16 protein-coding genes are annotated in these 14,639 nt (G+C 66.7%); 6 read left to right on the forward strand and 10 right to left on the reverse strand.

Annotated features, from left to right (window positions below; all coding sequences use genetic code 11):
* From urtC to ACFXNW_RS27380, 4 genes are read left to right on the forward strand one after another with little or no spacing between them, the layout of a single operon-like run.
* On the forward strand, positions 1 to 1,149 hold the full coding sequence (gene urtC, locus ACFXNW_RS27365; RefSeq protein WP_379420837.1) for an urea ABC transporter permease subunit UrtC: 1,149 nt from the start codon (positions 1 to 3) through the stop codon (positions 1,147 to 1,149).
* Positions 1,146 to 1,967, forward strand: coding sequence for an urea ABC transporter ATP-binding protein UrtD (urtD, locus tag ACFXNW_RS27370; protein WP_379420670.1), 822 nt, complete (start codon positions 1,146 to 1,148; stop codon positions 1,965 to 1,967). The genes urtC and urtD overlap by 4 nt, the downstream gene beginning before the upstream one ends.
* Complete coding sequence (gene urtE, locus ACFXNW_RS27375) at positions 1,951 to 2,643, forward strand: urea ABC transporter ATP-binding subunit UrtE (protein ID WP_379420671.1); 693 nt, start codon at positions 1,951 to 1,953, stop codon at positions 2,641 to 2,643. Before urtD ends, urtE begins: the two co-directional genes overlap by 17 nt.
* Before the next feature lie 6 nt (positions 2,644 to 2,649).
* Positions 2,650 to 3,339 carry a GntR family transcriptional regulator gene (locus ACFXNW_RS27380; RefSeq protein ID WP_379420672.1) on the forward strand — a complete coding sequence of 230 codons (690 nt, stop codon included), beginning with the start codon at positions 2,650 to 2,652 and terminating at the stop codon, positions 3,337 to 3,339.
* Positions 3,340 to 3,503: 164 nt separating this feature from the next.
* Here the strand turns inward: ACFXNW_RS27380 and ACFXNW_RS27385 are convergent, their stop codons facing one another.
* Both ACFXNW_RS27385 and ACFXNW_RS27390 read right to left on the reverse strand, forming a co-directional pair.
* Positions 3,504 to 4,439 (reverse strand): nuclease-related domain-containing protein, encoded by a 936-nt coding sequence (locus ACFXNW_RS27385; protein WP_379420673.1) that lies wholly within the window; start codon positions 4,437 to 4,439, stop codon positions 3,504 to 3,506.
* Positions 4,440 to 4,612: 173 nt separating this feature from the next.
* On the reverse strand, positions 4,613 to 4,990 hold the full coding sequence (locus ACFXNW_RS27390; RefSeq protein WP_379420674.1) for a VOC family protein: 378 nt from the start codon (positions 4,988 to 4,990) through the stop codon (positions 4,613 to 4,615).
* Positions 4,991 to 5,094: 104 nt separating this feature from the next.
* Here ACFXNW_RS27390 and ACFXNW_RS27395 point away from each other — a divergent pair, with 104 nt between their 5' ends.
* The gene (locus ACFXNW_RS27395) at positions 5,095 to 5,853 is read left to right on the forward strand and encodes a TetR/AcrR family transcriptional regulator (RefSeq protein WP_379420675.1); all 759 of its coding nucleotides are present in this window, start codon (positions 5,095 to 5,097) and stop codon (positions 5,851 to 5,853) included.
* A 48-nt stretch (positions 5,854 to 5,901) separates the two neighbouring features.
* On the opposite strand, the gene ACFXNW_RS27400 is transcribed toward ACFXNW_RS27395, so the two are convergent.
* The 8 genes from ACFXNW_RS27400 to lpdA form a co-directional block, all read right to left on the reverse strand.
* Positions 5,902 to 6,447, reverse strand: a complete 546-nt coding sequence (locus ACFXNW_RS27400) for a carboxymuconolactone decarboxylase family protein (RefSeq protein ID WP_379420676.1) — start codon at positions 6,445 to 6,447, stop codon at positions 5,902 to 5,904.
* A 150-nt stretch (positions 6,448 to 6,597) separates the two neighbouring features.
* Complete coding sequence (locus ACFXNW_RS27405) at positions 6,598 to 7,281, reverse strand: hypothetical protein (protein WP_379420677.1); 684 nt, start codon at positions 7,279 to 7,281, stop codon at positions 6,598 to 6,600.
* Positions 7,282 to 7,788: 507 nt separating this feature from the next.
* Entirely contained in the window at positions 7,789 to 8,493 is a 705-nt protein-coding gene (locus ACFXNW_RS27410) for a polysaccharide deacetylase family protein (protein ID WP_379420678.1), read from the reverse strand.
* A gap of 10 nt (positions 8,494 to 8,503) precedes the next feature.
* Positions 8,504 to 8,725: a hypothetical protein gene (locus ACFXNW_RS27415; protein WP_379420679.1), complete on the reverse strand. Its 222-nt coding sequence runs from the start codon at positions 8,723 to 8,725 to the stop codon at positions 8,504 to 8,506.
* 146 nt (positions 8,726 to 8,871) lie between these two features.
* Complete coding sequence (locus ACFXNW_RS27420) at positions 8,872 to 10,431, reverse strand: hypothetical protein (protein ID WP_379420680.1); 1,560 nt, start codon at positions 10,429 to 10,431, stop codon at positions 8,872 to 8,874.
* A 160-nt stretch (positions 10,432 to 10,591) separates the two neighbouring features.
* Positions 10,592 to 11,272 carry a hypothetical protein gene (locus ACFXNW_RS27425; protein ID WP_379420681.1) on the reverse strand — a complete coding sequence of 227 codons (681 nt, stop codon included), beginning with the start codon at positions 11,270 to 11,272 and terminating at the stop codon, positions 10,592 to 10,594.
* A 159-nt stretch (positions 11,273 to 11,431) separates the two neighbouring features.
* Positions 11,432 to 11,860 (reverse strand): hypothetical protein, encoded by a 429-nt coding sequence (locus ACFXNW_RS27430; protein WP_379420682.1) that lies wholly within the window; start codon positions 11,858 to 11,860, stop codon positions 11,432 to 11,434.
* A 14-nt stretch (positions 11,861 to 11,874) separates the two neighbouring features.
* The gene (gene lpdA / locus ACFXNW_RS27435; RefSeq protein WP_379420683.1) at positions 11,875 to 13,275 is read right to left on the reverse strand and encodes a dihydrolipoyl dehydrogenase; all 1,401 of its coding nucleotides are present in this window, start codon (positions 13,273 to 13,275) and stop codon (positions 11,875 to 11,877) included.
* 119 nt (positions 13,276 to 13,394) lie between these two features.
* Between lpdA and ACFXNW_RS27440 the strand changes: the two genes are divergently transcribed.
* Entirely contained in the window at positions 13,395 to 14,513 is a 1,119-nt protein-coding gene (locus tag ACFXNW_RS27440; RefSeq protein ID WP_379420684.1) for a helix-turn-helix domain-containing protein, read from the forward strand.
* Positions 14,514 to 14,639: the final 126 nt, after the last annotated feature.

Consider the following 14,639-nt stretch of genomic DNA (forward strand, 5'->3'; position numbering starts at 1 on the left):
ATGTCCTCACCACGATGGTTCGCGAATTCCTCGGTGCGCGTCTGGGGCGGTTTCGCGATTGCCGCGATCCTGCTGTTCGCGGTGGCTCCGGCGATACTCAGCGATTTCCGGCTGAACCTGCTCGCGAAATTCCTGTGCTTCGCCATCGTGGCGGCGGGCATCGGATTGGCTTGGGGCCGGGGCGGAATGCTCACTCTCGGCCAGGGCGTGTTCTTCGGTCTCGGCGCCTACATCATGGCGATGCATCTACAGATGGCGGACGCGACGCGTCTGGGAAACGATGTCCCCGACTTCATGGATATCGCGGGCATCCGTGAACTTCCCGCATACTGGCAGCCTTTCGCGTCGGCGCCGGTGGCGATCATCGCGATTCTGGTCCTGCCCGGGGTGGTCGCGGCGGTGCTCGGCTACGGCGTGTTCAAGCGGCGGGTCAAGGGCGCGTACTTCGCGATTCTGAGTCAGGCGCTGGCCGCGGCGCTGGCGATTCTGCTGACGGGCCAGCAGACCATCGGCGGGTTCACCGGGCTCTCGGATTTCCGGGCGTTCTTCGGGTTCAAACTGTCCGATCCGCTCAACCGCCAGATGCTGTTCTTCATCGCGGCGGGCACTCTGCTCGCGGTGGTCGCGGTGGTGCGTCAGCTCATGCGCAGCCGGTACGGGGAGCTACTGGTCGCGGTGCGTGACCAGGAGGAACGGGTACGTTTCCTCGGCTACGACCCGGCCAACGTCAAGATCGTGGCGTATGTGGTCGCGGCGTTCTTCGCGGGAATCGCGGGCGCGTTGTTCACCCCGATCGTCGGCATCATCTCCCCCGCCGACATCGGGGTCGTGCCCTCGATCGCCTTCCTGATCGGCGTGGCCATCGGCGGCCGGACCACTCTGCTCGGTCCGGTACTCGGCGCGATCGGTGTGGCATGGGCACAGACGGCGCTGTCGGAGCAGTTCCCTTCGGGCTGGACGTACCTGCAGGGCGTGCTGTTCATCGTGGTGGTCGGGTTCGTGCCCGCCGGGCTGGCGGGATTGTGGCCGATGCTGGGGCGGTTCGTCCGCGAGCGCAGGCCGAAACGCGAGGACAGCGTGTCGGCACCAACAGATCTGCCTGCGCAACCGTTGCCAGTGCGCACCGAGGAGAAGGTGGAGTCGCGATGATCGAGCACGAACCAAAACGCGGCGGCAATGCGGGAATGTCCAGCGAATACCTCGAGGTTCGCGGCCTCTCGGTGAGTTTCGATGGGTTCAAGGCAGTCACCGATGTCGATCTCACCGTTTTACAAGGCGATCTGCGATTCCTCATCGGCCCGAACGGCGCCGGAAAGACAACACTGATCGACGCCATCACCGGCCTCACCCCCGCGACCGGATCGGCGCAGAAGACGGGTGTCGAGCTGCTTGGCAAGAAGGTGCATCAGATCGCACGCCTGGGCGTCGGGCGCACCTTTCAGACCGCGAGTGTCTTCGAGCAATTGAGCGTCTTGCAGAACCTCGACATCGCCGCCGGTGCAGGACGTTCCGCGCTGACATTGCTGCGGCGGCGCAAGTCGGTGCTGCCGAGCATCGAAGAGGCGCTGGAGATCACCGGCCTCGGCGCGCTCCGTGACCAGCCTGCGGGCATCCTCGCGCACGGCCAGAAGCAGTGGCTCGAGATCGGCATGCTGCTGGTGCAGAACGCCTCGGTGCTACTGCTGGACGAACCCGTCGCAGGCATGAGCGCGCAGGAACGCGAGGAGACCGGAAAGCTGCTGCACCGTATCGGCGGTGAACGAGTCGTCATTGTGGTCGAGCACGATATGGACTTCATGCGCTCGTTCGCCACCTCGGTGACGGTGCTCGCCGGTGGGCGGGTTCTGAGCGAGGGAACTGTGGAGCAGGTGCAGGCCGATCCGAAGGTGCAGGAGGTCTACCTCGGCACCGCCACGGCCGCTACCGAATCGAACGACGAGGAGAGCGCCGATGCTCGAATTGGCTGATATCCATTCCGGTTATGGCCGGACCGAGGTGATCCACGGCGCCTCATTGACGGTGCCCGACGACAGTGTCGTCGCCATCATGGGACATAACGGCGCGGGGAAGACGACCCTGCTTCGCACGGCTGTCGGCCTGCTGACCAGCAAATCCGGCACCATCACGTTCAATGGTGAGGTGATCACCAGACTCTCCCCGTCGCGCCGGGTGCGTCGCGGAATCGCCTATGTCCCGCAGGGGCAACAGAGTTTTCCACAGTTGTCCACAGCGGAGAACCTCCAGGTGGTGGCCGATGGCCGCACACGCGGCAAGGCGTTGATCGACGAATCACTCGATCTGTTCCCCGCCTTGCGGGAGCTGCTCACCCGCAAGGCGGGCCTGCTGTCGGGCGGACAACGTCAGCAGCTCGCCATCGCCCGGGCGCTGATCACCGAACCGAAACTGCTCATCCTGGACGAGCCGACCGAGGGGATCCAGCCGTCGGTGGTCGCGGAAATCGAACGCACCATCATCGAGCTGACCAGGCGCGGCGGGTTGAGCGTGCTGCTGGTCGAACAGCACATCGGGTTCGCTTTGCAAGCGGCCCAACGCTATTACGTGCTGGAATCGGGCCGGATCACCTCCTCCGGCGAGGGTGGCGCGGGCGCGGAGAGCGTCGTCCGTTCAGCGATGGCGATCTGAGTCGCCGTGACGCGACGGGGGCGGGTCCCGCTGAGTGCGCAGGTATATGAGGCGGTGCGGCGCGATCTGGCCGAGGGCGCGCTGGTCTCGACCGAACGGCTGGGCGAGGAACGCCTCGCGGACAGTTACGGGGTCTCACGCACCCCCGTCCGCGAAGCGCTCGCGCGGCTGCTCGCCGACGGTCTGGTGGAGCGGCGCACCGACGGGATGTACCCGTTCCGTCCGCGCCTGGACGAACTCGATCAGCTCTATGAGCTGCGCAATGTGCTGGAATCCAGGGGTATCCAACGTGCGCTCGGGGAACCGACGCATGACCTCGGCATGGTCGGCGCCGAACTCGAACACTGGCGTCAGCTGGCCGAACAACCGCCCGAACCCGGGCCCGCGCTCATCGCCGCCGACGACCGGTTCCACATCGTGCTGCTGCGATCGGCGGGCAACGCCGCCCTCGCCGACGCGCTGGCCTCGGTGCAGGTCCGGGTCCGGCCGGTCCGGACCATGGATATGCCGACACCCGACCGGATCGCCGCCATGACCGCCGAGCACATCACCATCGCCGAACAGCTCCTGGCAGGAGATCGCGCCGCAGCGCTGGAAACGCTGACCACACATATCGATTCGTCGCGCGCGCATGTCATTGCGCGGGCGAAGACGGCACTGCATCTGACGAGGTTGGCGCAGGTCGTGCGCGACTGACCGAGAGCGCGGCTGCACTCGGGCCGCTCACGCCGCCGACGGCGCTCGGCCGACGCGCCGTCTACAGGCCCGGCCTGATCGCCGCCACGACGAGCCAGACCGACGGCGGTGGTGCGGGCGCGAGGGTGGCATCGCGGGCGTCGAGGGCATCCCTGTCGACCGGCTCAGCAGTCCGCCTGGAACGGCCAGCATTCCACCCGAGCTCGCGGCACCATCCGGTCATTCGGCGGCAGTGACGGCACTGTCGCCCGGCTGTGGGGCGTGGCAGTCGCCACGGACGTCGTGGTGGCAGTCGGTTCGACGTCGGGTCGGTCGGTGAGCACCGCCCGCACGATGACGCCGAGCACCACGAGCATCCCGAGCACGGCGGCGGTGAATACCACCCACGCGGTCGCGGTCTGCCTGCCGCTGGCTTCCGGTTTCCGCTCCCGGGGAGGAGCCGGGCGCGCGGGTATGGGCACCGGTTTCGGGGCGGCGGCGTCGAAGCCTGCGGCGAGCAGTTCGTCGCGAGTCGGGCAGATATCGCTGCCCGAGGATCGAGTCAGCGCCGAGGCCGCCGCGTGCACTCGATCCGCGGTCCATGTGCGTGGGGCGGCGGCGAAATTCTCCAGGTAGATCCGGAACTCGGTGGTGTCGGTGGTGTTCGCGACCACCACGTCCAGACCAGGACGCAGGGTGGTGCGCGCGGGCCGGACCACCGCACCGCGAAACGGCACCAGCACTACGGCGCCGCAGAGGTGGCCTGGATCTTGTAGCGAACGTTCCAGCGCCGTCTTCACCTCGTGCACCGCGTTTTCCAGCTGGTCGGAAACGCTGACACCGTCGGGTTGATCGAGATCGACGGGCTGGGAGCTGATGGTCCACGGCCCGACGGTGCCGATCTCGAGAATGCCGCTCTGTCTGCGCCGGAACCCGCGCGCCTCGAGCACGGTGACCCCGCGCGGCGTCCAGACGACCGCGTCCACCTGCCGCTTCCCGCGCTCGGCGCCCACCTGTAGATCGATCAGCGCCAGACCGGTGCTCGGCAACCTGCGCAGGCATTCGACGAATTCCCGTTCGGGCGCGGAGAGTTCCGCCCCCGTCTCGATCTTCACCAGCATCGTGCACAACCCCTGACGCGCGTCCCGATCCAGTCACCGCCATGCCCCACTCGAGTAGATAATGACGCGCAACCCCCACCAGCACCACCCCAACGGGAAACAACGGCCGCGAGTGGCACCTCAGCGCGGGGCGTTCTCGCAGTTCGCCGCTGCCAGGTGCCACTCGCGGGCGTTCAGACCCACTGGACGAGTTGGAAGATGATGCCGTTGGGGTCGGCCATCTGGAAGTAGCGTTCGCCCCACTCCTCGGTCTCGATCGGGGTGACGATCGGGACGCCTTCGGACTGGAGGCGGGCGTACTCGGCGTCGATGTCCTCGACGACGAACGCGACGAGCAGTCCTTCGCCCGCGCTACCTGCCGCGCTGGCCGGCTTGAAACTCTTCAAGCCGGTGCGCAGGAAGACGATGTTCATTCCTGCGTCGGGGTGGGCGAGGGAGACGAATCCGTCGGCCGACATCTGCTCGGCGAACCCGAGGTGGTCGATGACGAACGTCGCCGAGGCCTGCGGATCGGCGACGTTGAGCGAGATGACGGAATCGGTGATGCGCATGAGGTGCTCCTTCGGTTCATTTCTCTCTACTAAGTACGTTATACTTTGTAGAGAAATTTCCAGGCAGGCGCATTGTGATGTAACTCACATCAGAGGAGGTGGCGGTGCCGAACGAGCGGAGCAGTGCGGGTGATCCGGTGCGGACACTGGAGCTGCTGTGGCGGGTCCCCAACGCGTCCGCCCGCGGACCCAAGCAGCGCAGCAGTGTCGACGAGGTGGTCGCGGCGGCCATCGAGATCGCGGACGCCGACGGGATCGGCGCGGTCACCATGCGCGCGGTGGCCACCCACCTCGGACTCACCCCCATGGCCACCTACACCTACGTGCCCGGCAAGGCCGAGCTGATCGATCTCATGCTCGACGCCGTCTACCTGGCAATGCCGCGCGCCGACCTGAGCGAGCTGCCCTGGCGTGAGCGGGTCGCCGCCATCGCGGCCGAGAACCGCACCATGCTGACCGAGCATCCGTGGGTGGCCTACATCCCCACCACCCGCCCCGCGCTCGGCCCCGGCCAAACCGCCAAGTACGACCACGAACTCCGGGCCTTCGACGAGCTCGGTCTCGACGACGTCCAGATGGACGCTGCCCTGACCTACCTGCTCGGCTTCGTCACCTCGGTCGCGCGCATCGCGAGCGACACCGCCCGCGCCGCCGCCGACAGCGACCGAACCGACACCAAATGGTGGGAACGCACCGCACCCCTACTCGAAACCCTCATCCACCCCGAGCGATACCCGCTGGCCACACGCGTCGGAGCCGCGGCGGGGCAGGCGCACGATGCCGCCTACAGCGCAGATCATGCGTATGAATTCGGGCTCGCGCGAGTGCTGGACGGCCTGGCCGAACTGATCGAGCGCACCTGACAAAAAGAGCGTTCAGCGACTGCCTCGCCGGGAAGAACCTCGCTGCGACTACATCTGGTCGCGTTGAATCCGCAGCGCGGTGATCGTCGAGGCCAGCCCCTCGTATTGGTTTGTCAGCAGGACGATTTCGATGAGGCGGCGGTCGTCGTAATAGGTGGACAGTTGTTCCCACGCCGCGTCATCGATATCGCGGGTGGTGACCAGTTGGTCGACGACGGTGAGCAGAGCACGGTGCTTATCGGACCATCCATCCGCGCTCGGACCGGTGCGCACTCGATCCAGGATCTCCGGGGTGACGCCCGCACGCTTGCCGAGCTTGATGTGGTGGTCCATCTCGTAGTCGCACGCGCGCAGCTGAGCCACCCGCAGGATGACGAGCTCGGACTCGTGCCTGGTCAGCTTGCCGCCCGGCATGAGCTTGCCGGAATAGTGCAACCAGCCGCGGAACAGTCCACCGGTGCGGCCGAGCGTGCTGAACAGGTGTGCGTCGGCCGTGCCCGCGGCCCGCGAGAGCACCTGCCAGACCACCCAATTGATCGGCCCCAGCTGACGCAATCGTCCCGGGGAAACACGTGGTTGCGACGTCGAAACCATCCTGCTCGCCTCTTTCGCGAAATGGGCGCACCTTGTCGCGGCATCGGCACGACCGGGCACGCTGGCCGTGGCCGAGCCTACCCGTGCCGAGCGAAACACTCCGGTGTCGTCCGGCGCGCACGCGGCGCGTCGGACGACACCGGATCTCACTCAGCGGGGCTGTGTCGCGTTGAAGAACTGGATAGCGGCGGCGACACCGACCGGAACACCGATCGCGATCATCCCAGCGGCCGCACCCAACGTGATCCCCACTGCGGCACCACCGATACACAGACCGACCGGGCCCGCGAAGAACGTCGGCACCACCAACGGCGCGCCGATGATCGCGCCCGCCACACACCCGAGCACGCCACCGATCAACGAACCGAGCAACGTACCGACCGCCGTCGCCAAACCGAACTGCGTCGCCGCCGTGCCCAACGCGGTGTTGAAATCGACCGGCTCATCCGCGACCGTCGCGAGCATTGCCGCGGGCCGGGCCTGCGCGGGATCGGTACTGGGCGTGAAGGTGGCCGTATTCCCTTCCACCCGAGCGGCGATCGGCCATTCCATACCGTCTTTCAGGTAGGTCAGCGGCATACCCGCGACCAGACGGCCCTGATCGTCGAGCACTTGGAACTGGGCCCCCTGCGTGGTCAACGATCCGGCTTCGGTCCGCAGCACCACGGAGTTGTCCACGACACTGGCCGTGTACTTGATACCTGGCAGCACATCGGTCTGCACCACGGTGCCCGGCTCGGGTGCGGGGGCGGGTACCGCACCCGCACTCGCTCCGGTCGCCACCACAGCAGCGACAGCCAGAGCGGAGACAGCTAGTACCGACTTAATCGACATGGTTCGAACGCTTTCCCTCGGTGAATCCCCAAAACTCTGCGGACAGAGAATCGGTCGTGGCCTCGACCGGGCCGGAACACATGACAACATTCGGATTGATTCCCTTTGTTTACACGATGCTAAATCGGTGTCAACGTATGTGTCCGGCAGGTGAACTCGCAGGAAACGGAGAAAGTGCGGCAACCTGGATCCCGCACCACCGAGCAGTTGTGGAATCGCGACCGGCACCGAGCACGAGCACCTGAGAACGACCGCGAACAGCAGCAATTCCGGCGGGTGCGATTCGCGCACCGGACGACAGCTGTTCACCGAGCACCGAAGAGCGCTGCGCGCAATGCGAAACACCGGCCATGCCCGAGGCAACCGCCTCGCGCGTGCGGTCCGCGGCGTCTGGACGCTTGCCGGTGTCACAGGCGGCGCGGCAGCACCGGTACGCGCGATAGCACCATCGTGTCCGCGACCGCCGACAGCCACTGCACTGGCCGCCGCCGATAGTGCGCGCGGGCCCTACTGCCCGAGCAGTTCCGATACCGAGACGAACCGGTACCCGTCGCTCCGCAGCGCCGCGACAATTCCGGGGATCGCAGCCAGCGAATTCGCGCGGTTCCCATACATGACGTGCAGCAGGATGATCGAGCCAGGACGCACCTCGGCCACGGTTCGCTCGACGATTTGCTCGGAGCTCGGCCCACCGGCCGAGTCCGGCTCGACGTCCCACATCACCGTCGTCCGATCCCGGTCGGAGAGGTATTTCGGCAGCGTCCACAGCTTCTTGCCGTAGGGCGGGCGAAAGGTGATCGGTCCCTGATACCCGGTCTTGCGGATCTCGTCATCGGTGCGGCCCACCTCCTCGGCAACGGTGCCCGGCGAGACGAAAACCATGCGCCGATGCGAGTAGGTGTGGTTGCCGATCTCGTGGCCGGACATCGCGATCGCCGCACCGAACTCCGGGTGCGCGGCGAGATCGCGGCCGAGGAGGTAGAAGGTGGCCCGCACGTCGGCCTCGGCTAGCACCTTCAGCACTTCCGGCGTGTTGGTGGTCGGACCGTCGTCGAGGGTCAATGCGACCACCTTCGCGTCGGTGTCGACGCGATCGACAATCCGGCCGGCCAGCTGGAAGGTCCGCGAGTTCATCAGGTAGTAGCCGCCGACGGCCAGCACCACGACGACCACCAGAGCCACCGCCGGCCCGACGAGCAGGCGACGTTTCATGTCCAGCCGTTCATCGGTTCGGCCACACCTCTTTCCGCTGCGCGACCGCGTCCGCGGATTGGCGCGCACCAGCCTCGTAGGCCGGTTGCAGGGCTGCGCCGCTGAACAGGTCGGTGCCGAACGCGTCGATTGCTCCTGCGTCGGGGACGATCGAAATCTCACGGGCACAACCGTGTTCGCGGTCGGTGCGGGCACGCGGGTACACGTGTGCCAGCGGCTCCGTAATCACCACGACATCGGCCCCACCAGCCAGCTGATCCCGACCGGACCGCCCCCGCCGAGCACTAGCGCAATCCGGTCCCGTTCGACCACAGCATCAGGCATATAGGCAGGCTAACGAAGGTGGGCCGTACCCGCTGTGGAACACGACTCCGGCCGCTATCGCCCACCGAGCGCGAAAGCCTCCGCGTAGATCGTCGCCAGCAGCGAGTCCGCGTCAGGTACGGAGTGTTCGTCCGATGCCGGGGGCGCGGCCGCCGCATGCGGTGCACCGGCCACGACAGCAGAAATCGCTCTCATCCACGGCGTAGTGGTGGGCTGCGTCGAGGGTGTCGGCAGCGGCGCAGCCGCGGCGGGCCACTGAGCGTCGGGCGGCGCTGGAACCGCAGACCACGGAGTAACGGGCGCAACCATTTCGGCAGGTGGTGATACGGACTCGGGCGCAGAGGCAACCCCTTCCTGCGGCGGTGGATCCATCTCCGGCGTAGACCCAGCCGATGCCCACCGCGGCCGACCCGCCGCGGGCGCAGATGGAAGCGGTACTCGCGGCGGCGGAACCGGCTCGGGCGCAGCAACAACCGTCTGCCTCGGCTGTGGAACAACGGCAAACGGAGCCGGTGGCGGCACGGGAGCCGGCGCGATCACGATGGGTGCCGCAACCGCACCGCCGACGTCGATGGATATGTCGAGTGCACGCCCAGCGTCGTCGGGCTCCTGTCGCTGCGGAGGTGTCGAGCCCGACGGCTGCCGGTGCGATTCACGATGCTCATCGAATTCCGCACGCAACTTCCGGAGTTCGGCAGTGAGCCGGTCGGCGCGCCCGGCGGTGTCGCCTGTTGCCGTGATCGCCTGGGTGAGGATCTGACTGCCTGCCGTGAACGCGTTGTGCAGCAGGTCGAGGGCGTGACGGTCGGCGTTACCGCTCGGGGTTTCGGCAGCGGCCCGGTTCGCGTTCGCGATCACCGTGGACACCGCATCGCGCCCCTGCTCTGCCACATCGGCGCTTTCCGCGACAATGGCCGCGACCTTGCGATCGAGCACGGCGAATCCGGCGATCGCGGCATCGAGTGCACGGGCCCTCTCGGCATATTCGGCAATTCCGCCACGTGCAGCATCACCGATGGGTGGTGGCGGTACCGGCGCCGGCGCAGCACTCGCGGAACCAGATCCGAAGCTGCGCCAGACATCGCACAGGTAGCCGGGCAACCGTTGATAGGAATCGGCGATCGGCCGCGACAGCTCGGGCGGCATCCGCAGTCCGCCCATCGCCACCGGACAGCCGCCGTTGCCGATGTCGACGGTGTCGATCGTGACGGGTGGGCGGGCCTGCGGCGAGACCTCATAGCCGCCGAACCCGCCGCCCAGCGCACCGAGCAGACTGCCCTCATATTTGTTCCAGGGCAGCAGGGTTTTCGCTGCACCCGTTTCCACGCGACGCGCGGCACCCGCAGGCAGGGCTTTGGTCGCGGCGGCGGTGATCCCGTCTTTGAGGAGTTTGCCGCCGAGGTTGGCCGCCCATGCCCCACCTGCCGCACCGATCCCTGCCACCAGCGCTTCTTCTGCCGCGCTGCCTGCGCCGCGATCATCGCCGACGACGCCGCCGAAGAATGATCCGGCCGTCGATCCGAGCATCGCGCCGGGCGGACCGAGAACAGCGGCGCCGACCATCCCGCCGACGAACGACCCGGCATCGGCCCACGTGAATCCGAGAAAACCCACGCGATGACATTAAGTTCGATTTCCCCCGCCTCGCCGCGTCCATTGCGACCTTCATGCGCACCGGGGGGATTAATTTACGCTTCGGAACCAAGAAAATGGGCGACACCCTGCCGGATGCCGCCCATATTCTCGACTATTTCATTCTATTGTGCGCCCCACCTCACCGGACAGCCGTCGAATTGAAGAACTGAACAGCAGCCGCCACGCCGACCGGCACCCCGATCGCGATCATGCCCGCCGCCGCACCCAACGTGATCCCCACCGCGGCACCACCGATACACAGGCCGACCGGACCGGCGAAGAACGTCGGCACCACCAGCGGCGCACCGATGATCGCACCGGCGACACAGCCGAGCACCCCGCCGACCAATGACCCGAGCAATGTCCCGACCGCCGTCGCCAGGCCGAACTGTGTGGCGGCAGTGCTGAGAGCAGTATTGAAGTCGACTGGTTCACCCGCGGTCGGCTGCAACATCTCCGCAGGCCGGGCGTCCGCTGGATCGGTACCAGGGGTGAAGACAGCGGTATCGCCCTCGACCCGCGCCGCGATCGGCCACTCCTTACCGTCTTTGAGATAGGTCAGCGGCATGCCCGCGACCAGACGGCCCTGATCGTCGAGCACCTGGAACTGAGCCCCCTGCGTGGTCAACGAACCAGAATCGGTCCGCAGCACCACCGAGTTGTCGACGACGCTCGCCGTGTAGTGGATACCGGGCAGCACATCGGTCTGCACGGCACTGCCGGGCGCGGGATCGGGTGCGGGCGCGGCACCCGCGCTCGACGCGGACGCGACCAGGGCGGCCAAAGCGAGAACGGAGATTGCAGCCGACTTTATCGTCATGAATTCGAACACTTTCCTCTAGCCGAAACTGTGGGTCCGAACAGCCGCACCAGGGCGCCTGAACAGACGACTTAAATAACAGCACAACGGAAATCGAGGATCGGTATGAAAAACGATAAATCGGCGGCCCGGAGCGTCAAGAGGGCATAAAGAAGCCGCCTACCGCCCACCGAGGAAGGATTGCGCGGGCACGAAAAGCTCATGGCCGGACTCGAACCGGGCCGACACACCATCCGGTCGCCAATCCACCGAGCGCAGCACCAGATCGGAACTGCCGGTGATGGTCAGACTCACCCCGTGTGAATACACGAGGCCCGGATCGCGGCTCACCCGGATCTCATCGGGCAGACGGCGATGCAGCAGCCCACTCTCCCGCTGCACCACCCCGAGGTAGTAGGTCAGGCCGTCGGGATAGCGCACGCTCGTCGGCAGCGCCTCCGTCTGCCGAATCTCGGTGTGGGAAAACGCCGTATCGATGAGCACGCCTGCCACCGACGCCACGATCGCGAGGGCCACCACCAGGAACGACCACACAGACGAACGCGACCCGGCGCGGTGCGGTGGCACCGGCGCCGGGTCGGCGGACATCGATCGGTTCGCGATCAGAAGTTGATCATGTGCCCGGCGAGGCCGTGGATGGCCTCCTGCAGGGCTTCACTCAACGTCGGGTGGGTGTGGACGTTGCGGGCGAGTTCGTTGACGGTCAGGTCCCACTTCTGGGCCAGGGTCAGCTCCGGCAGCAGTTCGGAGACGTCGGGGCCGATGAGATGGCCGCCGAGCAGTTCACCGTGGGTGGTGTCGGAGATGAGCTTGACGAAACCGTTGGGATCGCCGAGGCCGTGTGCCTTGCCGTTGGCGGTGAACGGGAAGGTCGCGACCTTCACGTCGTAGCCCTCGTCGCGGGCCTGCTGCTCGGTGAGACCGAAGCTGGCGACCTGCGGCTGACAGAAGGTGGCGCGCGGCATCATCCGGTAATCGCCGAGAGTGAGGGTCTCGGCGCCGCCGATGGTCTCGGCCGCGACCACGCCCTGCGCCTCCGCGACGTGCGCCAGCTGCAGCTTGGCGGTGACGTCACCGATGGCGTAGATGTGGTCGACGTTGGTGCGCATGTAATCGTCGATGGCGATGGCGCCGCGTTCCAGCGCGACGCCGGTGTTCTCCAGGCCGTAGCCCTCCACCCGCGGCGCGAAGCCGACGGCCTGCAGCACCTTGTCGACGGTGACGGTTTCCACCGAGCCGGACTTGTTGTCTTTGATGCTGACGGTGACCTTCGAGCCGTCGTCATCGATGCTCTGCACGGCCGCACCGGTGGTGATGGTGATGCCGAGCTTCTTGTACGCCTTGGTGATCTCCTTGGAGACATCGGCGTCCTCGTTGGGCAGCGCGCGGTCGAGGAACTCGACGATGCGCACATCGACACCGTAGTTCTTCAGCACGTAGCCGAACTCCATGCCGATGGCGCCCGCGCCAACGATCAGAATGGATCCGGGCAGTTCGCGGGTGAGGATCTGCTCCTCATAGGTGACGACGTTCGCGCTCAGCGAGGTGCCGGGCAGCAGTTTGGTGACGGTGCCCGTCGCGATGATCACGTTGTCGAAGGTGACGGTGTCGGTGCCGCCGTTGCTCAACGCCACCGAGAGGGTGTTCGGGTCGGTGAAGGTGCCGAGACCGTCGTACTCGGTGATCTTGTTCTTCTTCATCAGGAAGTGGACGCCCTTGACCCGGCCGTCGGCGACCTTGCGGCTGCGGTCGAACGCCGCGCCGAAGTCGAAGGACGCCTCACCCGAGATACCGAAGGTTTTGGCTTCCTTGGTGAAGATATGAGCCAGCTCAGCGTTGCGCAGCAGCGCCTTGGATGGAATGCAGCCAACGTTCAGGCACACGCCACCCCAGTATTTCTGCTCGACAATCGCTGTTCGCAAGCCGAGTTGAGCGGCCCGGATCGCGGCGACGTAACCGCCGGGACCAGCGCCGAGAACGACGACATCGTAGTGGGAAGTCACGGCACCGAGCCTAACGCTGTTGCTGGAAGTTCACTCACCTATCCCCCGCAATGGTGAGGACTCCGCGGCTACTCGCGAGTAGTTCTGTCGACTACTGGAAGGGAGATACCGTGGTGCGCGTGGTTACCGGCCGACTCGGTGGCATCGAACCGACCGATGCCGCTCCCTCCGACCAGGTCGGATCGAACACCCGCTCGCGGCCGACCCCAGGCCCGGCGAACTCCGGTCCGCCCGCCGCCGACTCGCTGACCGGAACCGCCTCCACCCAGTTGATCCGCTTGGTCCGCGATGCCACGCTGCGCGCCGGTGTCCCCGCCGAGCGCCTCACTGCCATCCATGGCGTCGCCGACGACGACCTGCGCGGCGAACTCGATCGAGTCCCGATGCGCTCACTGATCCAACTGTGGGAGCTGCTCGCGGGCGCCGGGCCGGGCGCCGGTCTCGCTGTCGTCGCCGACGCTCCGCACGGCCGGCTCAGCACCTGGGACTATCTCGTCACCACCGGCGCGACGCTCGCCGATTCCCTGGCCGCCGCGCAGCCGTACCACCAGCTGGTCACCGCCGCGACCGAGGGCTTCGACCTGCACCACGACGGCGAGCTCACCATCGGCTACCGCACCGGCGCGGGCGATCCGGCGGTGTCGTCGGTCATCAACGAGTACGTGCTCGGCTACTACCTGCGCCGAGCTCGCGAAGGGTTGGGCCGCCCCGTCGTACCGGCCCGAATCACCTTCAGCCATCCGGCTCCGCGCGAATACCTCACGCTCACCGAAGCATTCGGCACCGATCGCATCGATTTCGACGCGCCCGCCGACACCATCACATTCACCGAAGCCGACGCCACCGCTCCCATGGCTCGCGCCGATCCCGCCCTTGCCGGGCTGCTGCGCAGTCATGCCGAGCTGGTCCTCACCTCGGCACGTCCGATCGCCGGGCCGCTCGATGAGTTCCGCACCGCGCTCGCCGCCGCCATCGACACCGGCGCGCCCACCCTGGCGGAGGTCGCCGCCCGGTTGGCGATGAGCCCACGCAGCCTGCAGCGACGGCTCGCCGACAACGACACCACCTGGCGTCACGAACTCGATCTGCTGCGCTACCGCCGAGCCGAGGAACTACTGGACTCCGGGCTGACCACCGCCACCGTCGCGACCCGGCTCGGCTTCACCGACGATCGCGCACTGCGCAAGGCATTTCAGCGGTGGAGTGGCGGATCGCCCGGGGCCACCCGTCGTCGTTGACCTTCGGTGCCTTCACGTTGTCGCGTAAGGACCGGTTCGTGGCACGCGCGGACCTGGGACCCGGCCCGAAACCGCCATAACTTCTACGTATCCGGACGAACAGTCCGCAGAACGAGAGGCGCAACC

It is taken from the genome of Nocardia sp. NPDC059180 (assembly GCF_042754945.1).
In the GTDB taxonomy this organism is placed as follows: Bacteria; Actinomycetota; Actinomycetes; order Mycobacteriales; family Mycobacteriaceae; genus Nocardia.